Below are 18,402 nucleotides of genomic sequence, written 5' to 3' on the forward strand. Positions count from 1 at the left end.
CTCGGCGATGCCATTCCCCATCGTCCCCGCCCCGATGACGGCGACGGTTTCGTTGGCCATCGTAATCCCATCCTCCTTCCCGTACGCGTGCGGGGACATTCGCAGGCCGCGGGCTGCGCCAACTCCGCGCGCTGGACCCGCGAGACCGTGGAATTCGCACCGATGGCCCCCGCTTTCCGCAGCCGCCTCAGCGTCCACGGAACACCGGCTTGCGCTTCTCGAAGAAGGCCCGCACGCCTTCGCGGTGGTCTTCCGTCTTCCCGGCGATGGCCTGCAGGTGCGCCTCATAGGCCAGCTGCTCGCTCAGCGGGACCGTCAGTCCTTTGTAGAAGGCCCGCTTGGTCAACGCGATGGCTCGCGTCGGCATTTGCGCCAGGCGCTCGGCCAAGGTGAGCGCCTCCGGCATCAGCGCGTCGTGGGGCACGACACGGTTGATCAGGCCGATGCGGGCCGCCTCCTCCGCCGACACCTTGTCGCCGAGCAGGGCCAGCTCCATCGCCTTGGTCAGGCCCACGAGGCGGGGCAAAAACCACGTGCTGCCCGAGTCGGGCACCAGCCCGATGTGCACGAAGGCCTGCACGAAGGACGCCTTGTCCGACGCCAGTTTCAGGTCGCAGGCCAGGGCCAAGCTCACGCCTGCGCCGGCGGCCACGCCGTTGACGGCGGCCACGACGGGCTTTTCGAGGGACGTGAGGGCTTCGATGATCGGGTTGTAGCCGCTACGCAGCAGCTCGCCGTAGTCGAGGTCCGGGTTTTGCGTCACCGTCTCCAGGTCCTGGCCCGCGCAGAAGGCCCGCCCCTCGCCGGTCAGGACCGCGGCGCGCACGGCGTCGTCCCGCGCGATGCGCTTGAAGGCGTCGAGCAGTTCCTTGTGCATCTGCGGGGTGACGGCGTTCAGCTTGTCCGGTCGGCTTAAGGTGACAACCGCCACCCCTTCCCGCTGCTCCACGCGAATCGTCTCGTACATGGCCACCCTCCTCTGGCGTTGATGAACCCTTAGCGGCCCTTGAACGACGGACGGCGCTTTTCGAGGAAGGCGCGCATCCCCTCCGCCTTGTCTTCCGTTGCGAACAGCAGGTAGAAGCAGTTGCGCTCGTACTCCATGCCGTCCTGCAGCGTCGTGTCGAGGGCCTTGTACACCGCTTCTTTGATCAGCCGCACGGCCATGGGCGGCTTCTCGGCAATGCGCCGCGCGAGGCGGAGCGCTTCATCGAGGCAAGCTTCCGTCGGCACCACGCGATTGACCAGGCCGATGCGGTACGCTTCTTCCGCCGTGATCGGATCGCCGGTCAGCAAAATCTCGAGGGCCCGCGCCTTGCCGACGAGGCGGGTGAGGCGCTGCGTGCCCCCCGCGCCCGGCATGACGCCCAGGTTCACCTCCGGCTGGCCGAAGCGGGCGTTCTCCCCGGCGATGATCAGGTCGCAGGCCATGGCCAGCTCGCACCCGCCGCCGAGGGCATACCCGTTGACCGCGGCGATGATGGGCTTGGTGATCCAGCGGATGCGGTCCCACACGCGGAACTGGTTGCGCCGCTTCATCTCCACCACGCCGGCTTCGGCCATCTCCATGATGTCCGCGCCGGCGGCGAAGGCCCGCTCGTTGCCGGTGAGCACGATGCAGCGGACCGCATCATCGCGGTCAAGGCGCTCCAGGGTATCGACCAGCTCGTCGACCAGCGCCAGGTTGAGGGCATTGAGCACCTCCGGTCGGTTGAGGCGGATGATGGCCACCCTGTCGGAAAGGTCGACCAGCAGATGTTGGTACGCCCGTTCCATCACTCGCACTCAGGCCTCCACCACTTCGCCGATCATCATGTACACCAGCTTGCCGGCGAAGCCCATCAGGTCCTTGGCCGCCGCCTTCCCTTCCGGCGACGTCATCGCCGCGTCCAACGCGGCACGGTCGGCGAAGACCATCTCGGCCATCAGGTAGTACTCCGCTTCGCCGCCCATCGGCGTGCCGCTGATGCGCGTCACCTCAATTTTCTGGAGGCCGGGCATCTTCTTGGCCAGCGGGGCGTGGGTCTCAAAGTAATGCCGGTCAAAGGCCTCCTTGTCTTCCGGCTGGCGGTACAGGGCGATCAGTTTGACCATGTTCCTCGCCTCTCCTTTCGATATGTTCAAATGGTCCCATCCTTCCGATCGTTATGACGCCGATCGGCGCGGAAATGCCTGCTGCGCCTCACGAAAAGGGTTCATCACACCGTCGTCTTGGGGGCGGAAGGGGCGGTTTGATACAGCTGCCGGCGGTCGATGATCCGCTTGGCCTTCCCTTCGCTGCGCGGGAGGGTTTGCGGGGCCTTGAGGGCAACGTCGACGGTGACGCCGAGGGCATTTTTCAGCATCCCGCGCAGGCGGCCGGCCAGCTGGGCAACGCTCGGGTGCTCCGTCGTAAACCCGCCGATGCCCGCGGCAAAGGCTTCCGACACCTCGACCTCCAGCGTCACCTGATCCATGGTGCCCTGGCGGTCAACCACCACCTGGTAGTGGGCCGTGAGCTCCGGCACGCTGAGCACCACCGCTTCCATTTCCGACGGGAACACGTTCACCCCGCGGATGATCAACATGTCGTCAATGCGCCCCTTGACGCGGGACATGCGGATGTGCGTCCGGCCGCAGCGGCAAGGTTCTGGATAGAGGAAGGCCACGTCGCCGGTGCGGTAACGGATAACGGGAAACGCTTCCTTGGTGAGCGAGGTGAACACCAGCTCGCCCGTATCCCCGAGCGGAAGGGGCTTGCCCGTTTCCGGATCGATGACTTCGACGAGGAAATGGTCTTCGGCGATGTGGAGCCCCTCCTGGGCTTCCCAACATTCGATAGCCACGCCGGGGCCGATCACTTCCGACAGCCCGTAGATGTCCAACGCCTTGATGCCCAGCTTCTCCTCCAGCGTCTGGCGCATCTCCTCCGTCCACGGCTCGGCGCCGAAGATCCCGTACTCCAGGCTGGTTGCGCGCGGATTCTTGCCCATCGCCTCCATCGTCTCGGCGATGTTCAGCACGTAGGACGGCGTGCCGGCGATCCCGCGCGGCTTGAAGTCTTCAATGAGCGTGATCTGGCGCGGCGTGTTGCCGCCGGACACCGGCACAACCGTGCAGCCCAGCCGTTCGGCGCCGTAGTGCATGCCGAGGCCGCCGGTGAACAGGCCATAGCCGTAGGCGTTGTGGAAGACGTCGCCCGGTCGTCCCCCTGCCGTGACAATGGCCCGCGCGCAGACCTCGGCCCAGTTTTGGATGTCCTTCTTCGTGTAGCCGACCACCGTGGGCTTGCCCTTCGTCCCCGAAGACCCATGGATGCGCACGACGTCCTTCAGGTCAACGGCAAAAAGACCGAAGGGGTAGTTTTCCCGCAGATCGGACTTTTTTGTGAACGGAAGCTTGTGCAGGTCTTCCACCCCGCGAATGTCCTCGGGTTTGATCCCCCGCTCGTCAAACAGCCGACGGTAGAAGGGCACGCGGTGGTACACCCGTTCGACCGTTTCGCGGAGCAAGGCCGACTGCAACCGCTTCAACGCCGGCCGATCCATCGTCTCGATTTCCGGTTGGAACAGCACGACGGTCCCCTCCCTCGTCTTCCACTTCCGCCTTTGTCAACTCCGGCTTCCTTGCGCATCTTGGCCCGTCTTCCTCACTTCACGTCTTCCTCGTTGCTCGTCTTCCCCACGCACCGATCCGTTCGAAGCTCCCGGCGCCAACGAAGCGCCGTGGATCCGCTTACACGGGCTTCAAACCTTCAAACGGCTGCCGGCAGGCTTTGCAGTAGAAGATGGCGCGACAGGCCGTCGGGCCAAACAGGTTTTCGATGGCGGTGTCACGGGCGCCGCAATAGGGACACTCCGGCGGAATTGCCGGACCGTCGGCCGCTGGCGGTGGCGCGAGGCCAAATTCGGCCAGCTTCCGGCGCCCCTCGGGGGTGATGCGGTCCGACGTCCACGGCGGGTTCAGGACAAAACGCACCTCCACCTCTTCAACCCCGTCCACCTGCGCCAGGCGCGCCGTCACGTCGCGGCGCAGGATGTCCAGCGCCGGGCAACCGACGAAGGTGGGCAGCATCTCCACCGTCACCCGGCCCCCCTCGGCCGCCACGCGGTGCACCATCCCCAGCTCCACGACGCTCACCGTGGGAATCTCCGGATCCTTGACCTCCTGCAGCGCTTCCCACAGCGCCGTTTCCAATGTTTCGGAAATTCGTTCGGTCATCCGTTCACCTCCCCCCGCGACCCTTCACCCTTCCGCCGCCCGCTTACCAGCGGGCCTGGGGATCGATGCGATAAACTTCGCTCATCGTCTCCAGCAGCGCGTCCAAATCGGCGGAATGCTGGCCCAGTCGGCCGTCCTCCATCGCCGGCTGCGGCGCGCCCGGCCATGCCAGCTGGGCCGCCTCGAAGAGGGGCTTCATCCGCGCCTCCCAGCGGCGGGCCAGCTCATTGCGGGTGATCGGCAGGATGCCCTCGGCGACGAGCAGCGCCTCATGGGCCCCGAGGGAAAACAGGTCGCCCAGGTCGGCCCACACGGCCGCCACGGCCCGTTCCACACGTTCCCTGGCCTCCCCGCCGGCCTGGCCGAGGCGGGTGAACCACGTCTCCATGTGCAGAAGGTGGTAGCGTTCCTCGCGGCGAATCTTCACCGCCCCGTGGGCCAGCGGCGCGTAGCTGGAAGAGGCCAGCGCTTCCAGGCGGACGGCTTCAAAGACGTCGTACACGAGATGGCGCACGATCGTGTACGCCCAGTCACCGTTGGGCCGCTCGACGAGGCGCGCATTGCGCCGCACCGCCGCCGGGCGGCCGAACGCCAGGTCGTCGGCCTTCCCCTCGCCCAGCTCGCTGAGGAGGTGGTAGAAGAGCGTGGCGTGGCCCACCTCATCCTGGGCGATGGAGCTGAAGGCCACGTCCTCCTCGATGTCCGGGGCCAGGCCCAGCCACTCGGAATCGCGATGGCCCAATAGCAGCTCGTCGTCGGCCAGCTGATACAGGAAGTCGATCAGCGCGGCCTTGTACATCGGGCGATCAAGGACCTGCGCGGCCTGTTCGACCTTCATCCGCCTCACCCCGCAAATCCTGGACAACTTCTTCGAGCGTCATCATCCGCTCCTTGAACATCCGCCACAGCCGCCCGTTTTCGGTGTACCCGGCCACCTCGCGATAGCGGCGGTCCAGCTCCCGGGCGAAGAAGTCGGCGTCCTCGTAGGACGTGGCGTGCACATGCTCGCGGCGCACCACCCAGATGCTCACCGCGCGGTCGCGCCGGAGAAAGTTCTCCCGCGCCACCTGAAGCGCCAGCTCCGGGGAGGGTGCCAGGACGCTGCCGACGTGCACGTGATGCTCCGTCGAGCTGCGCTGGATGAACACCTCATAGACATCGTAGACGCCTTCCCGCTTCACGTCCGGCATGACTGCCCTCCTCATCTTCCGTGCAACCAAGCCGTCACACGGCCTGCGCCGCGGCCTGGCTTGCGCGCGTCATCGCTTCGCGCACCCAGCGGTTGCCCTCGTGGGCCTGGCGGCGCAACGCAATGCGCTCTTGCGACTTGGGCCCCTGGTTCTTCTGGACAATGCGGGCAAACTTGTCCCAATCCGGCTCCGTGTAGACCCACCGCTTCTTCGTCTCGTCGTACCGCAGGTTTGGATCGGGAATCGTCAGCCCGACCGCCTTGATCCGCGGCACGTACCGGTCGAGGAACTTCTGACGCAGCTCCTCGTTGGTCTTCGTGCGGATCTTGTAGACCATCATCTTCTTGGCCGCCTCCGACATTTCCGGCGGACCGAAGAAGAACATCAGCGCTTCCCACCAGCGCTCGAGGGCTTCCTGCAGCATGCGGCGCTGGGTTTCCGTCCCGTCGGCAAGGGCCAGGATGATCGATTCGCCGTGCTGCATGTGGAAGCTCTCTTCGGCGCAGATGCGCTTCAGCACACGCCCGTACGGCGCATAGGAGGTATCAAGGAGCGACGCCTGGGTGATGATCGCCGCACCGTCGACCAGCCAGCCGATCACGCCGGCGTCGGCCCACGTCGGTGCCTCCATGTGGAACACGTTGTGGAACTTGACCTTGCCGACAAAAATGTCGGTGATGAGATCGTCACGCACCTTGCCCAGCGGCGCCGCCAGGTCCTCCGCCACGCGCAGGAGCAGCTGGCCGTGCCCCACCTCGTCCTGCACCTTGGCCATGATGGCCAGCTTGCGACGCAGCGTCGGCGCTTTTGGCACCCACTCCTTCTCGGGGTAGCACCCCATGATCTCGCTCACGCCGTGCATGTGGATCAGGCGGAGCAGGAGCAAGCGGTACTCATCGGGCATCCAATCGGTGGCCTCGATCTTTTCGCCCCGCTCGATGCGGGCCAGGAACTTGGCCTTTTGCTCATCTTGCAGGATTTCCGCGCGAATCTCCTCCAGGGTGCGCGTTGCCGTCGTCATGGCGCGTTCCTCCTTTCTCCTTCCGTTCTGCCGACAGCCCCTGTAGCAGGAGGTTGGCAAACTGCTCGGCGATGGTTTCGGGACTCAGCGGCCCCGCGGGGTTGTACCACTGGTACAGCCAGTTGGCCGCCGACAGGATGAGCAAGCGGGCGAACTTGGCGTTGACCGGCTTGAACGCCCCGCTGCGAATGCCTTCCTCGAGAATGGCCGCCCACATCGCCTCGTACCGGTCGCGCTTTTCCTGGATCACCGCCCGCCGCTCGTCGGTCAGCGCCCGCCACTCGTGGAAGAAGACCTTCGCCGCGTCCAGGTGGTCGGCCACCACGCGCGCGTGGGCGATGAGGCCGCGCTTGAGCTTGTCGGCCGGATCGCCGGGACCCGCGGCGATCGGTTCCAGGGCCGCGAGGAAGGCGTCGGCACCTTCGTTGGTAATGGCGAACAGCAGGTCCTCCTTGGAGGCGATGTGCGCGTAGAGGCTCCCGGAAAGAATGCCGCTGGCCTCGGCGATGTCGCGGATCGTCGTCCCATGGTAGCCTTTCTCGCTGAAGAGCTGGCGCGCCGCGGCCAGAATCTGTTCCTTGCGGCCGATACGAGGCAATGTACTCCCCCCTTGTCTTTAACAAGCGCTTGCTTGTTTTTAGAATAGCGCAAGGACAAGCGTGCTGTCAACAATATAAAAATAATTTTCACCCTTCTTCAGGTTGGCGCGCAACGACTTTTGTCACGCTTCACGCGTGGATCAAAAATTGGATCATCCAGTCTTCCCCCAATCGCCAAAAAATGAGAAAGCGGAGGGCGGGAGCCTCCGCTTCGTTTCCAACATTTTCCGATGCACAAATGGCAATCCCTCACCAGCGGGCCGCCGGCTCGAGACGGTACACCTCCGCCATCGTGTCCAAGAGGGCGTCGAGGTCGGGGCTGTGCTGCCCCAGACGCCCGTCTTGTGCCGGGAGCGGCGGCGTGCCCGGCCAGGCAAGCTGGGCCGCCTCGAACAGCGGCTTCAACCGCGCCTCCCAGCGGGAGACCATCTCGGCACGGGTAACCGGCAGGATGCCTTCGGCGACGAGAACATCGGCGTGCGCGCCGAGGGAAAACAGGTCGCCGATCTCGGGCCAAATGGCGGCCACCGCTTTCTCGAGGCGTTCCTTGGCCTCCCCGCCGGCCTGGCCAAGACGGGTGAACCACGTCTCCATGTGCAGGAGGTGATAGCGCTCCTCGCGGCGAATCTTCACCGCGCCGTGGGCCAGCGGCGCGTAGCTGGAAGAGGCCAGCGCTTCGAGGCGGACGCCTTCAAAGACGTCGTACACGAGGTGGCGCACGATCGTGTACGCCCAGTCGCCGTTGGGCCGCTCGACGAGGCGCGCGTTGCGCCGCTCCGCCGCCGCGCGGCCATAGGCCAGGTCGTCGGCGTCCCCTTCCCCCAGTTCGCTCAACAACTGGTAGAAGTACGCCGCATGGCCCACCTCATCCTGGGCGATGGAGCTGAAGGCCACGTCCTCCTCGATGTCCGGGGCCAGGCCCAGCCACTCGGAATCGCGATGGCCGAGAAACAGCTCATCGTCGGCCAGCTGATACAAGAGATCGACCAATGCCGCCTTGTAGGTCGGGCGTTCCAAGGCCTCTGCTGCGTGTTGCACCGTCACCGCGTTTCACCTCGCATGTCCTGAACCACCTCTTCAATGTTCATCATGCGCTGCTTGAACATCCGCCACAGGCGTCCGTTTTCCGTGTAACCCGAAACTTCGCGGTAGGATTTGTCCGTCTCCCGGGCAAAGAAGTCCGGATCTTGGTAGGAGGTGGCGTGGATGTCCTCGCGACGCACCACCCAGATGCTCACCGCCCGATCGCGGCGGAGGAAGTTCTCCCGCGCCACGTGGAGGGCCAGGTCCGGCGAAGGCGCCAGGACGCTGCCCACGTGGACGTGGTGGTCCGTCTTGTTGTGCTGCACGAACACTTCGTACACGTCGTAGATGCCTTCCCGCATGGCCAATCCCTCCTTACCCCGTCATTCGCGCCCGAACCCGCGTCATCGCTTCACGCACCCAGCGGTTGCCTTCGTGGGCCTGGCGACGCAGTTCAAGGCGTTCCTGGGATTTTGGTCCCTGGTTGTCGCGAACTATGCGATAGAACTTGTCCCAATCGGGCTCGGTGTAGATCCAGCGTTTCTTCGTTTCGTCGTAGCGCAGATTGGGATCCGGAATCTTGAGCCCTAGGGCCCGGATGCGCGGGACGTAGCGGTTCAGGTACTTTTGCCGCAATTCCTCGTTGGTCTTGGTGCGGATTTTGTAGACGAGCATCTTCTTGGCCGCTTCCGACATCTCCGGCGGACCGAAGAAGAACATCAGCGCCTCCCACCAGCGCTCGAGGGCGTCCTGCAGCATGGCGCGCTGTTTGGCCGTTCCCTGGGCCAGCGCGAGACAGATCGACTCGCCGTGCTGCATGTGGAAGCTTTCCTCGGCGCAGATGCGCTTGAGCATCCGCCCGTACGGAGCATACGACGTATCGAGCAGCGACGCCTGGGTGCAGATGGCCGCCCCGTCCACCAGCCACCCGATCAAGCCAGCATCAGCCCAGGTCCGCGCTTCCATATGGAACACGTTGTGGAATTTCACCTTGCTCACGAACAGATCGGCCATCAGGTCGTCGCGCGTCCGGTTAAGGGGCGCCGCCAGGTCCTCCGCCACGCGCAGCAGGAGTTGCCCATGGCCCACCTCGTCCTGCACCTTGGCCATGATGGCCAGCTTGCGGCGCAGGTTGGGTGCTTTGGGCACCCATTCCTTTTCGGGATAGCACCCCATCACCTCGCTGATGCCGTGCATGTGGATGAGGCGGATAAGGAGCTGGCGGTACTCATCCGGCATCCAGTCGGTGGCCTCAATCTTTTCGCCGCGCTCGATGCGGGCCAAAAACGCCGCCTTCTGTTTGTCCTGCAGGATCTGTTCGCGGATCTCCTCAAGCGTCATCGTGGACGTGGCCATGCTGCCTTCCTCCTTCTCGGTGATCGTCCCCCGTGTTTTCGTTACGGCCGGCCGCACGGAGAGCAAACAAACCGAAAACAAACAAGCGCTTGCTTGTTTTCAGAATACTAACGCACTGTGCGGTTTGTCAATCCGTAGGCGTGCATATTTGCGCATGTTCACACGTTTGTCACAAAAAAAAACGCGGAGGGCAAAACCCTCCGCAAACAGGATTAAACGAACGCATGGGACAGGTGTTTTTTGTCACCCGGCAAACAGGCGCGCCACGTCGTGCCGGTCCACGGCCTGGCAATAGACCAGCGGCTCGAATCCGCGCACGTGCACAAGGCGCGTGTCGGTGACGCCGCGGGCCTTGGGGCCAGGAAAAGCGCGCTCGTACCACAGCCGCGCCACGGCGAGCTTCCGCGCGTTGCCCCGCTTCTGCCATTCCTCGAGGGCCTTCTGAAGCTGCTTCCGTCCCGTGCGGTCCGCATCAAACAGGTCGAGCATTTCGCGGATTTCCTCCAGGGAGAACCCAAACCGCTTGCCGCGCAGGATCAATTTGAGCCGCGCGCGGTCACGGCGCGAGTACCGGCGGATGCCACCCGGGGTGCGGATCGGCGACAGCAGCCCCACTTCTTCGTAGTAGCGAATCGTACGCGTGCTGATGTCAAATTCTTGGGCGAGATCAGAAATCGTGTAGGGATGCTCGTCCATTGCGTTCCCCCTTCACAGATGAAACAATTCTGAGAAAAGTATAACGATTTTCTCACGCTTACGTCAACGTCAATGATCAGCCACAACAAAAACGCGCTCCCCTGTTGAGGAGCGAAACGGTTTTCCCTTTGCTGTCGCAGGCGGTTCAGCCGAAAGACCGCTGCGCCTACCCTTTGAGGGATTCCAGCCATTCCGCATAGCATTCGTCGCACAGCGGCTCGTTCCTTTCACGGCCGTCCGGTTCGTAAAAGGTGACGTAATGGATGCCGTCGAGGCGATGGCCGCACCAATAGCACGTGCCGTCCACAATCCCTCACTCCTTTCCTCGTGTGCAAGTGGATGCTCGGCACGAGGTAATGTGCTCCGGCCCGGCCCCTTCGTTACGCGGAACCTTTCACCAGCCCCCTCCGATTCGCTCTGAAAAAGAAAAACGGGTGGCCGCTTGGACCACCCGGCGCGCTTATTCGCCCCGAAACACCGGTTTGCGCTTTTCGGCGAAGGCCTGCAGCGCTTCCACGCGGTCTTTGGTGGGAATGAGCACTTCGTACGCCTTCGATTCAATTTCCAGGCCCGTCTGGATGTCCACACCCAATCCGCGGTCAATGGCGAACTTGGCCTGGGTGACGGCCAGCGGACCGTTTTGGGCAATCTCCTCCGCCAATTTGCGCGCCGCCGCAAAGGGATCGGCCGCCACGCCGGTAAGGATGCCCAGGTCGTAGGCCTCCTTGGCCGTGATCTTGCGGGCCGTGAAGATGAGCTCCTTGGCCCGCATCGGCCCGATGAGCCGCGGCAGACGCTGGGTGCCGCCGGCGCCGGGAATGATGGCAAGGGACGTCTCGGTCAGTCCCATCACCGTCTCTTCCGACGCAAAGCGAAAATCGCACGCCAGGGCCAGCTCAAATCCGCCCCCGAAGGCGTAGCCGTGCATGACGGCAATGGTGGGCTGCGGCAAGCGTTCGATGGCCGTAAACACGTCGCGGATCTTCAGCACGTTGCGACGCACCTCTTGTTCGGTAAGCGTGCGCCGCTCTTTCAAATCAGCCCCGACGCAAAAGGCCTTCCCCCTGCCTGTAAAGATCACCGCGCGGATGTCGCGGCGCAGCTTGAGGGCGTCGACAATCTCGCCGAGACGGACCAGCGTGGCGTAATTGAGGGCATTCATGACCTCAGGGCGGTTCAGGGTGACGATGCCCAGATGGCCCTCGACCGCAAACTGGACAACGTCTTCGCGCACGTCGCTCACGGTTTCTCTCCCCCTGGTTCGGTTTTTCTGGAAAATTGAAAACAATTTCATTATAGCGGGATATCCCCCCGGCCTCAATGCCTAAAGGGGACAACGTCGGAAGAAACCTGAAGCCGCTGCACGTGGTGCTCCCATTCGCCGTCGGTGGCCGCATCGAGGTCGGCGCAGCGCAACAGCCCCCGGTACAGCGCGTACGCCGGGGACACCTGGCGAAAAAGGAGCGTCTCCACGTGCGCGCCATCGTGGCGAATGAGGCGCACCGACACGTCGGCGGGAGGTTCGCCGCGCCGGCGCACGGGGACGACAAGCCCCAGATCGCGGATGATCTCGCCCATGGCGTACACGCCGAGGGCGTCGTAATCGACGCTGTCCGCGGCCCACCACAAAAGGTCCCACCAATCGGCCGCCGTCCACCATGGCGAAGCCTTGGCCGGCCGCGGTATGCGCAGCACGGCGCCATCCGGCTGTACGTACACCACCCAGTCCCGCCAGAGGAATATGAGTTCATCGTCGTCCAAGTCATGGGCGCAGACAACCGCCTGGGGCGGCACGAGCATCCGCCACAAAAAGGCGGCCGGCTTGTCAGCGAGATGCACGCCCGTCACCCCCTGCCACCAGTTTGGGCGGCCGGGATGCGGGCCATACCCGAACGGGCGAATTTCGCGGCACAAAAACGCCTCTCCCGGAAGACGGGAGAGAACCCCTTACATCTCGTACTGCGGGTCGTACTCGAGATTGGTCGTCTCGCGTCCTTTCGGGTTTGTCCGTGGCGTACCCGCCGTGGGATTGGCCTGGAACGCCTGCTGCAAGCGTTCCACCAGCTTGGGCACTTGCTCCAGGATGCGCTCATAGAGGTGCGTAGGTCCCTCCAGCGGAACGGAGCGCACGCCTTTGCTGTTGACGACGAGAAACGCCACCGGCGTGATGGACACGCCGCCCCCGCTTCCCCCGCCGAACGGGAAGCCGCGGCCGTTCTGTCCCCCACCACCACTGGCTTTACCGTCGAGCTCAAACTCGCTGCCCCCCGCCGCAAATCCAAATCCGACGCGGGAGATGGGAAGGATGACGCTGCCGTCGGGCGTCTCCACCGGTTCGCCCACAATGGTGTTGACGTCGACCATTTCTTTGAGATTTTCCATTGCCGTCTTCATCAAACCCTGGATGGGATGCTCCGCCATCGATCTTCCCGTCCTTTGTACAGAGTCCACACCAGTTTGGCCATCGCAAGGATAGCTTGCCCGATCCGGATGCGCAGCATGCACGTGAGGGAACTGGAAAGCGTTGTCTCGTCGAAGGCGGGAATCACGCGGACGTGCGGAACCGCCTTCAACCGCACGTACCGCGTCGCGGTCGCCAGGACGGCGCCCTTCGCCATCCACGCCAGGCCGGTCAGCATCCCGGTCAGGGCGGCATCGCCGGTGCCGATGCGCGACTCCCAGGAGAACCGCTCGCACGTGAGGTGCCGCGTAAACGCGCGTAACGCCCGGCGGACGTCGCGAAACTGCCGAAGAAAACGGCGCGTTTGTCTCCAGCGTCGGCGGATGTCCTCTTGGGTCAGCCACAACTTTTGCGCATCAAGGGTCCGATCGCCGGCGATGGTCGCGGTGCGGCGCGTATAGCGTGCCCGCCACCCCTCCCAGTCCACGCGGGTGATTTCGCGGCGAAAGCCCATCCACCGAAACCACGTCCACACCTCGATGCACAGACGGTCATCTTCCCCTTCGCGCTGCACGGTGATGGCCACCCGTACCGGGGTGAGCAGAAACAGCACGAAACTGACGATGCTGAGGCCGATCCACATCCCTTTCTCCCCGCCTCCCTCTGGCTAGACCGGTTGCCCGCTCCATGGTCGTAGTATGAAGAAAAGCAATCACAAAAAATTCCCCGGACAAATCCGGGGATGGCCACTTCAGTGCAGCAGGCCGGAGACGCCTTGCTCCATCGCTTGCCGCTGCTCTTCCAATTGGTATAGGAAGGCGATCCACTCTTCCTCACTGCGGAGGTTCTTCACCTTCTCCGCCAGTTGTTCCAAGCCCTTTTCAAACAGGAAACGCTTGAGCGCGCGCAATCCTTCCTCCGTGTCGGTGCGGAACGACGAAAGCTGCAGCAGCGTCTCCCGCGTCAGCTCGAACGGGTAGTAATCGAGCAGCGTTGCCGCCGACCAGTAGAAGACATGCTTGTTTTCCTCGTTGACGTTGGAAACCAGGGCACGGAAGATTTCCGCGGCCTCGATGAGCTGATGTTGTGACACCACCTTGCTCATCTTGCGCCCCCCTTCCCAACATGTCTTCTCTCTATTTTCAACATAGTCCAAAGGAGGCACAATTGAAAAGGGGGGTGGCCCAGGCATGGCAATGCCCCGGGACAAACGGATGCCTTAGCGGGACAAAAAGCCGGCGGTAAACGTGATCGTCCCGTCCGGGTGTTCCACGATGTCGCGCACGAAGGCTCCCGTGAAATTGGGAACCGCACCGTTACCCTTTTGCAACACGTAATAGGATCCGGAGTTCGGGGTTGATGTGGGCGTCAACGCCTGGCCCGTGCGGTACAGATCGCCGGCATCGCCGCGGTTGACGTTCTTCTCCAGATCCCAGCGGTTGTCGGCCTGCAACAGGGAAACGGCGTAATGGGTCTCGCCGGTTTGGGGATCGGCCTCCACCTGCTGCATGCGGTTCTGGAACCAATTTTGCGCTTCATTCGGGCGCCAGAAGTTGCGGGCCAGCACATTCTCGTCCACATGGTAAATGGCCAGGCCGCGCACATCGCCGTAGCGCAGGAGGCCCTTGTCAAAACCCACGGGCTGGCGGTTTTCCACCAGGAAGTATTCCGTTCCGCCGCTGCCCGGCACCACGAGCTTGACCACACCGCCTCCGGCCGCCGCCGGTTTCAGGGAAAAGGTTTGCTGCCCTTCCGTCACCACGTGCACGTCGGCCAAGCCCCAGAACGCCTTCGACCACGCGTCAGGGTGAACCGGAGAGTTGCCCGAATACGGGGCGGCGTCGGGAAAGCGCGCCCAGGAACCGCCGGCCATCAGCGAATAGCCGCCCACGCCTTCGGAATCGTAATCGTAATCGTACAGATCGGGCAACCCCAGCACATGGGCAAACTCGTGGGCGTAGATGCCCACCTGCGGCGGGTAGGGTCCGGTGACGGCACCGAGATACCCGGTCAGGTCGCCGCCCACTTCGGGTTCAATGGCGTAGGCGTTGACCTTCACCCCATCAACCCAGATGCCGCGATGGGGATCGTACTCGGGTGCGGTGCCCGTTTTCGCCCACTCGTAATAATACCAGGCATCGGCGTATTCCCACTTGTGCGACCAAATCAGGCGGGGATCCAGGTTCCACTCCGCCCCCGTCCCTTCATGGATGAGAAACACGTTGGGCACCTCGCCGTTGACGGCGTACCGGGAAAAGTCGACATACGGGTCGGCCGCCCGGATGGCGTCCTCGAGGAGCATGGCCATCGTGTAGTCGCCGTAGTCGTTTTGCACCGCCCCAAACCGCTGGCCAATGCGGTATGCCGAGTAGCCGCGCGGCATCTGCACCTCGACCACTTCCCCGGTGACGGTCACCCGCCCCCGGGAGATCTCCCGGTAGTAGTTGGCCAGCGTCCGATCCGTCGGCGCGGGAATGCCGTTCCACTCCCGGTACCGGGCAAAGTCAGGATGCGTGTACGGGTTGTAGGCGTTCCCAAACAAGAGGTCCGCCAAAAGCTGCCGCGGCACGTGCTGGTACGTCACCCTAGAGGGCGGGCCGTCGTCTTCGGGAAAGCGCAGATACAGGGCCAACACCTTTTGTTCTGCGGAAAGCGGCTTCGTCCCCACCGACTGCTGCGGGTTGACCTGATGGGGCCGACCATGGGCGCGCTGGCCCAGATCGATGCCCCGGGCCTGGGCTGCCGCCTTTACTTCATCGGGCGGCGTGACGAAATGCGGCGCCGACGGCCCCACGGATTTCCCGGCCGTCCCACTTCCGCTCCACGCCGCGACGCCGATCAGCATCACCACCAGCACGCCGGAAACCCACCGTCTCATCGGCCTATCCCCCCTTTGTTTGTTGGAGCGGCGCCCATCCGGCTCTTCACGGCCGGACCCTCGGCCGCTCCGCCAAGAGTGTATGGGGGCGCAAGCCGTTTCATGCCTCGCATTTGCTACCCGAGGGCTTCGTCGCGAAAAGCAACCGTCCCCTCCACAATCGTCATGGCCACGCGCGCCTCAAGCAGCGCGTCGGGGTCGCGCCGCCCTGCGGCGAGGGGATCGCGCCTGAACACGGTTAGATCGGCCCGCTTGCCGGCCGAAAGCGTGCCCCGCTCGGCCTCTTCTCCGGCCACGGCCGCACCGCCGACGGCGTAGAGGCGAAAGGCCGTTTCGACGTCCAGCGTTTCCCCGGGTGCCGGAACGGCCCCGGCGACGGTGCGCCCGCCCACGACGGCGGCGTGGATGCCTCTTAGCGGGTCGAGGGACGCCACGGGCGCGTCGGAGCCGCCAGCGCAGGGGATGCCGGTGGCGAGGAGCGAGCGCCACGCGTAGGCCCACCGCAGCCGCTGGGGACCGAGGCGCTGGACAATCCAGTCGGCGTCGTCGGCGGCGAAAACCGGCTGGATGTCGGCCGCAACGGGAAGCTGCGCCAAACGGCTCAGCAAATCCGGGGCCACAAGGGAAAGGTGAATCAGGCGGTCGCGCTGCCCCGGCCGCGGCGGCACGTCGCCCAGCACGCGCAAGACCTGCTCCAGTGCCGCGTCGCCGATGGCGTGCACGGCGACGGGGAGGCCGGCCTCACGGGCCCGGGCAACCCTATCGCGGAGGGGCTCGTCGTCACAGACGGCCACGCCGCGGTTTCCCGGGTCGTCGGCATAGGGCTCCCGCAGGTGTGCCGTGCGCGCGCCGAGGGACCCGTCGGCAAAGAGCTTGACCGGCCCCGTGCGAAACCACGGCGGCTCCTCGTCCGAGGCCGCGGCGCGATCGACCTGCCATTCGTCAAGGCAGCTGTCCGACACGAGCTGGAGGACGCGCAGGGGAAAGCGCATGTCCTCCCACAGACGCCGGTACACGCGCCGCACGCGCGCCCAGCCGCCAAAATAGCGTGCATCTTCCGTGTGCACGGCGACGAGACCGTGCGCCAGCGCCTCGCGAACGGCCAAGCGCAGCATGTCCACCAGCTCGTCCTCCGTCGGCGGGGGAACGGCGCGCTCCACCTGCCAGCGAGCCGCCTCCAGCAGAAGACCGGTCGGCTGGCCCCGCCCGTCACGGACAATGCGCCCGCCCGGCGGGTCGGGCGTCTGCTCGGTGATGCCGGCCAAGCGCAGGGCCAGGCTGTTGGCCACGGCGGCGTGGGTGCACACGCGGACGAGCAGCACCGGGTGATTGGGCGCGGCGCGGTCCAGCTCGTCCCGCGTGGGCGGCCGCCGCTCGTGAAGGCGGGATTCGTCCCACCCCGCCCCGACAATCCACTTCCCCGGGGGCGTCCGCTCGGCGGCGGCGCGCACGCGTTCCAGCAGCGCCGCCAGCGCCCGCGCGCCGGACAGGTCGAGGCGGGCCAGCCGCTGCCCCACGCCGAGGAGGTGGACGTGGCTGTCCGTCAGCCCCGGCACCGCCGCGCCGCCCTCGAGGTCGAGCACCTCCACGTCGGGACGGCCGAAGCGAAGGCGGAGGTCCGCCTCGTCGCCCACCGCCACGATGCGCCCGCCTTCCGCATACAGGGCGGTCACCACGGGATGGGCCGGGTCAAAGGTGTAGATCGTCCCCCCGCGGATCAGCACCTTATGCGGCACGGTTCGCTTTCCTCCTCCCGCATTGCGGATCGCTCGACCAGGGCCTGCTCGGCGGCGCTCGCACCGGCCACATACCCCGTTGACAGCGCGGCGGTGATGTTGTAACCGCCGGTGTACCCGTGCACATCGAGGATCTCTCCGCAAAAATAAAGGCCGTGCATGAGCTTGGACTGCATCGTGCGCGGGTCGATCTCCTTCACGTGCACCCCGCCGCCGGTGACGAAGGCCTCGTGAAGGGGCCGCGTGCCGGTGGCGCGCACGGGAAAGGCCTTGAGGAGGTGCACCACCTCGCGCCAGGCCGCCTTCGACACGTGGGCGCACGTCACGTCGCCGGGAACGCCGGAGCGTTCCAAGACGATTGGCACGAGCCGGTCGGGCAACAGGGCCTTCAGGGCGTTCTTGAGCGCCTTTTTGGGCTGGGTACCGGCCAAGCGCTCGCGCTCCGCCAGCAGCGCTTCCTCCGGGCGATCGGGCCAGAGGTCGAGGGTGATCGTCACCGCCTCTGCCCCGGTCGCCTTGCGCGCCTTCACCACGAACTGGCTGCACCGCAGCGCGGCGGGGCCGGACAGGCCGAAGTGGGTGAAGAGCATGTCGCCGCGGTGGGTGACGAGGGGCTTCCCCTTTGTTGGATGCCACACGGTGAGCGCCACGTCACGCAGCGCCAGCCCTTGCAGCCGCCGGTCGCGAATGAAGGGCTCGTCCGACGTGATCGGCACCTCGGTGGGATACAGCTCCGTCACCGTGTGGCCGGCCGCCCGCGCCCAGGCGTAGCCGTCGCCCGTCGAACCGGTATGGGGCACCGACATGCCTCCCACGGCCACCACCACGGCGCGGGCGTCGAAGACCTCGCCCGACGCCAGGCGCACGCCCCGCACGCGCCCGCCTTCGTAGCGCACCTCGGCCACCGGCGCATTCAGGCGAATGGCCACCCCCGCCTCCCGCACCCGGCGCACCAGCGCGGCCACCACGTCCTTGGCGCGGTCGGAGACAGGAAACATGCGCCCGTCGTCCTCCTCCTTGAGCGGCACGCCCAGCGCCTCGAAAAAGCGGATGATGTCGCGCGGGCCGAAGGTAGAAAGGGCGCGGTACAGAAACCGGCCATTGCCGGGAATATGGCGAATCAGCTCGTCGACCGGCTTGTTGTTCGTCACGTTGCAGCGTCCGCCGCCGGAGATGGCCAGCTTGCGGCCAAGCTTGTCCTTCTTCTCCAAAAGGAGCACGCGCGCCCCGCGCAGGCCGGCGGCGGCGGCCGCCATGAGCCCGGACGGCCCGCCGCCAACCACGATGACGTCGTACGCCATT

General features: G+C 65.1%; 22 protein-coding genes. All 22 read right to left on the bottom strand.

Annotated elements, in window-relative coordinates; all coding sequences use genetic code 11:
* Positions 1-187: 187 nt before the first annotated feature.
* The 22 genes from IEX61_RS05770 to IEX61_RS05875 all read right to left on the bottom strand — a co-directional run bounded on the left by IEX61_RS05770 (position 188) and on the right by IEX61_RS05875 (position 18,401).
* On the bottom strand, positions 188-967 hold the full coding sequence (locus IEX61_RS05770) for an enoyl-CoA hydratase-related protein (protein WP_188817079.1): 780 nt from the start codon (positions 965-967) through the stop codon (positions 188-190).
* 29 nt (positions 968-996) lie between these two features.
* On the bottom strand, positions 997-1,776 hold the full coding sequence (locus tag IEX61_RS05775; RefSeq protein ID WP_188817119.1) for an enoyl-CoA hydratase-related protein: 780 nt from the start codon (positions 1,774-1,776) through the stop codon (positions 997-999).
* A gap of 9 nt (positions 1,777-1,785) precedes the next feature.
* On the bottom strand, positions 1,786-2,094 hold the full coding sequence (locus IEX61_RS05780; protein ID WP_054670750.1) for an EthD family reductase: 309 nt from the start codon (positions 2,092-2,094) through the stop codon (positions 1,786-1,788).
* Positions 2,095-2,198: 104 nt separating this feature from the next.
* Entirely contained in the window at positions 2,199-3,554 is a 1,356-nt protein-coding gene (locus tag IEX61_RS05785; RefSeq protein ID WP_188817084.1) for a phenylacetate--CoA ligase family protein, read from the bottom strand.
* A gap of 160 nt (positions 3,555-3,714) precedes the next feature.
* The gene (gene paaD / locus IEX61_RS05790) at positions 3,715-4,200 is read right to left on the bottom strand and encodes a 1,2-phenylacetyl-CoA epoxidase subunit PaaD (RefSeq protein WP_054670747.1); all 486 of its coding nucleotides are present in this window, start codon (positions 4,198-4,200) and stop codon (positions 3,715-3,717) included.
* A gap of 43 nt (positions 4,201-4,243) precedes the next feature.
* Positions 4,244-5,038, bottom strand: coding sequence for a 1,2-phenylacetyl-CoA epoxidase subunit PaaC (gene paaC, locus IEX61_RS05795; protein WP_054670743.1), 795 nt, complete (start codon positions 5,036-5,038; stop codon positions 4,244-4,246).
* Positions 5,007-5,390, bottom strand: coding sequence for a phenylacetic acid degradation protein (locus IEX61_RS05800; RefSeq protein ID WP_188817085.1), 384 nt, complete (start codon positions 5,388-5,390; stop codon positions 5,007-5,009). Before IEX61_RS05800 ends, paaC (IEX61_RS05795) begins: the two co-directional genes overlap by 32 nt.
* A 34-nt stretch (positions 5,391-5,424) precedes the next feature.
* A complete protein-coding gene (gene paaA / locus IEX61_RS05805; protein WP_157057717.1) occupies positions 5,425-6,411 on the bottom strand; it encodes a 1,2-phenylacetyl-CoA epoxidase subunit PaaA in 987 nt (328 codons plus the stop codon).
* Entirely contained in the window at positions 6,356-7,009 is a 654-nt protein-coding gene (locus tag IEX61_RS05810) for a TetR/AcrR family transcriptional regulator (RefSeq protein WP_083462946.1), read from the bottom strand. Before IEX61_RS05810 ends, paaA (IEX61_RS05805) begins: the two co-directional genes overlap by 56 nt.
* A gap of 250 nt (positions 7,010-7,259) precedes the next feature.
* A complete protein-coding gene (gene paaC / locus IEX61_RS05815) occupies positions 7,260-8,054 on the bottom strand; it encodes a 1,2-phenylacetyl-CoA epoxidase subunit PaaC (RefSeq protein WP_188817088.1) in 795 nt (264 codons plus the stop codon).
* Complete coding sequence (paaB, locus tag IEX61_RS05820; protein WP_054670635.1) at positions 8,051-8,395, bottom strand: 1,2-phenylacetyl-CoA epoxidase subunit PaaB; 345 nt, start codon at positions 8,393-8,395, stop codon at positions 8,051-8,053. The genes paaC (IEX61_RS05815) and paaB overlap by 4 nt, the downstream gene beginning before the upstream one ends.
* A gap of 13 nt (positions 8,396-8,408) precedes the next feature.
* Entirely contained in the window at positions 8,409-9,374 is a 966-nt protein-coding gene (gene paaA, locus IEX61_RS05825; protein WP_054670641.1) for a 1,2-phenylacetyl-CoA epoxidase subunit PaaA, read from the bottom strand.
* A gap of 258 nt (positions 9,375-9,632) precedes the next feature.
* On the bottom strand, positions 9,633-10,085 hold the full coding sequence (locus IEX61_RS05830; protein ID WP_083462933.1) for a MerR family transcriptional regulator: 453 nt from the start codon (positions 10,083-10,085) through the stop codon (positions 9,633-9,635).
* A gap of 166 nt (positions 10,086-10,251) precedes the next feature.
* Positions 10,252-10,392, bottom strand: coding sequence for a hypothetical protein (locus tag IEX61_RS05835; protein ID WP_172673498.1), 141 nt, complete (start codon positions 10,390-10,392; stop codon positions 10,252-10,254).
* Positions 10,393-10,545: 153 nt separating this feature from the next.
* Positions 10,546-11,319: an enoyl-CoA hydratase-related protein gene (locus IEX61_RS05840; RefSeq protein ID WP_054670638.1), complete on the bottom strand. Its 774-nt coding sequence runs from the start codon at positions 11,317-11,319 to the stop codon at positions 10,546-10,548.
* 83 nt (positions 11,320-11,402) lie between these two features.
* Complete coding sequence (locus tag IEX61_RS05845) at positions 11,403-11,999, bottom strand: hypothetical protein (protein WP_229725725.1); 597 nt, start codon at positions 11,997-11,999, stop codon at positions 11,403-11,405.
* A gap of 33 nt (positions 12,000-12,032) precedes the next feature.
* Positions 12,033-12,506, bottom strand: a complete 474-nt coding sequence (gene ytfJ / locus IEX61_RS05850; protein ID WP_054670629.1) for a GerW family sporulation protein — start codon at positions 12,504-12,506, stop codon at positions 12,033-12,035.
* The gene (locus tag IEX61_RS05855) at positions 12,479-13,129 is read right to left on the bottom strand and encodes a DUF2953 domain-containing protein (protein ID WP_188817090.1); all 651 of its coding nucleotides are present in this window, start codon (positions 13,127-13,129) and stop codon (positions 12,479-12,481) included. The genes ytfJ and IEX61_RS05855 overlap by 28 nt, the downstream gene beginning before the upstream one ends.
* A 108-nt stretch (positions 13,130-13,237) precedes the next feature.
* A complete protein-coding gene (locus IEX61_RS05860) occupies positions 13,238-13,591 on the bottom strand; it encodes a hypothetical protein (RefSeq protein WP_054670620.1) in 354 nt (117 codons plus the stop codon).
* Between the two features lie 114 nt (positions 13,592-13,705).
* Positions 13,706-15,364 carry a M6 family metalloprotease domain-containing protein gene (locus IEX61_RS05865; protein WP_188817092.1) on the bottom strand — a complete coding sequence of 553 codons (1,659 nt, stop codon included), beginning with the start codon at positions 15,362-15,364 and terminating at the stop codon, positions 13,706-13,708.
* 116 nt (positions 15,365-15,480) lie between these two features.
* Positions 15,481-17,100, bottom strand: coding sequence for an amidohydrolase (locus IEX61_RS05870; protein ID WP_188817094.1), 1,620 nt, complete (start codon positions 17,098-17,100; stop codon positions 15,481-15,483).
* Positions 17,082-18,401: a BaiN/RdsA family NAD(P)/FAD-dependent oxidoreductase gene (locus tag IEX61_RS05875; RefSeq protein ID WP_188817095.1), complete on the bottom strand. Its 1,320-nt coding sequence runs from the start codon at positions 18,399-18,401 to the stop codon at positions 17,082-17,084. The genes IEX61_RS05870 and IEX61_RS05875 overlap by 19 nt, the downstream gene beginning before the upstream one ends.
* Between the last annotated feature and the right edge of the window lies 1 nt (position 18,402).

The sequence above is a fragment of the Calditerricola satsumensis genome (genome assembly GCF_014646935.1).
Lineage (GTDB): Bacteria > Bacillota > Bacilli > Calditerricolales > Calditerricolaceae > Calditerricola > Calditerricola satsumensis.

Excerpts from the sequence above, each read along its gene's own strand:
- IEX61_RS05770 (WP_188817079.1), bottom strand. The coding sequence starts at position 967 with ATGTACGAGACGATTCGCGTGGAGCAGCGGGAAGGGGTGGCGGTTGTC.
- IEX61_RS05775 (WP_188817119.1), bottom strand. The coding sequence starts at position 1,776 with ATGGAACGGGCGTACCAACATCTGCTGGTCGACCTTTCCGACAGGGTG.
- IEX61_RS05780 (WP_054670750.1), bottom strand. The coding sequence starts at position 2,094 with ATGGTCAAACTGATCGCCCTGTACCGCCAGCCGGAAGACAAGGAGGCC.
- paaD (WP_054670747.1), bottom strand. The coding sequence starts at position 4,200 with ATGACCGAACGAATTTCCGAAACATTGGAAACGGCGCTGTGGGAAGCG.
- paaC (WP_054670743.1), bottom strand. The coding sequence starts at position 5,038 with ATGAAGGTCGAACAGGCCGCGCAGGTCCTTGATCGCCCGATGTACAAG.
- IEX61_RS05800 (WP_188817085.1), bottom strand. The coding sequence starts at position 5,390 with ATGCCGGACGTGAAGCGGGAAGGCGTCTACGATGTCTATGAGGTGTTC.
- paaA (WP_157057717.1), bottom strand. The coding sequence starts at position 6,411 with ATGACGACGGCAACGCGCACCCTGGAGGAGATTCGCGCGGAAATCCTG.
- paaB (WP_054670635.1), bottom strand. The coding sequence starts at position 8,395 with ATGCGGGAAGGCATCTACGACGTGTACGAAGTGTTCGTGCAGCACAAC.
- paaA (WP_054670641.1), bottom strand. The coding sequence starts at position 9,374 with ATGACGCTTGAGGAGATCCGCGAACAGATCCTGCAGGACAAACAGAAG.
- IEX61_RS05830 (WP_083462933.1), bottom strand. The coding sequence starts at position 10,085 with ATGGACGAGCATCCCTACACGATTTCTGATCTCGCCCAAGAATTTGAC.
- ytfJ (WP_054670629.1), bottom strand. The coding sequence starts at position 12,506 with ATGGCGGAGCATCCCATCCAGGGTTTGATGAAGACGGCAATGGAAAAT.
- IEX61_RS05855 (WP_188817090.1), bottom strand. The coding sequence starts at position 13,129 with ATGTGGATCGGCCTCAGCATCGTCAGTTTCGTGCTGTTTCTGCTCACC.
- IEX61_RS05860 (WP_054670620.1), bottom strand. The coding sequence starts at position 13,591 with ATGAGCAAGGTGGTGTCACAACATCAGCTCATCGAGGCCGCGGAAATC.
- IEX61_RS05865 (WP_188817092.1), bottom strand. The coding sequence starts at position 15,364 with ATGAGACGGTGGGTTTCCGGCGTGCTGGTGGTGATGCTGATCGGCGTC.
- IEX61_RS05875 (WP_188817095.1), bottom strand. The coding sequence starts at position 18,401 with ATGGCGTACGACGTCATCGTGGTTGGCGGCGGGCCGTCCGGGCTCATG.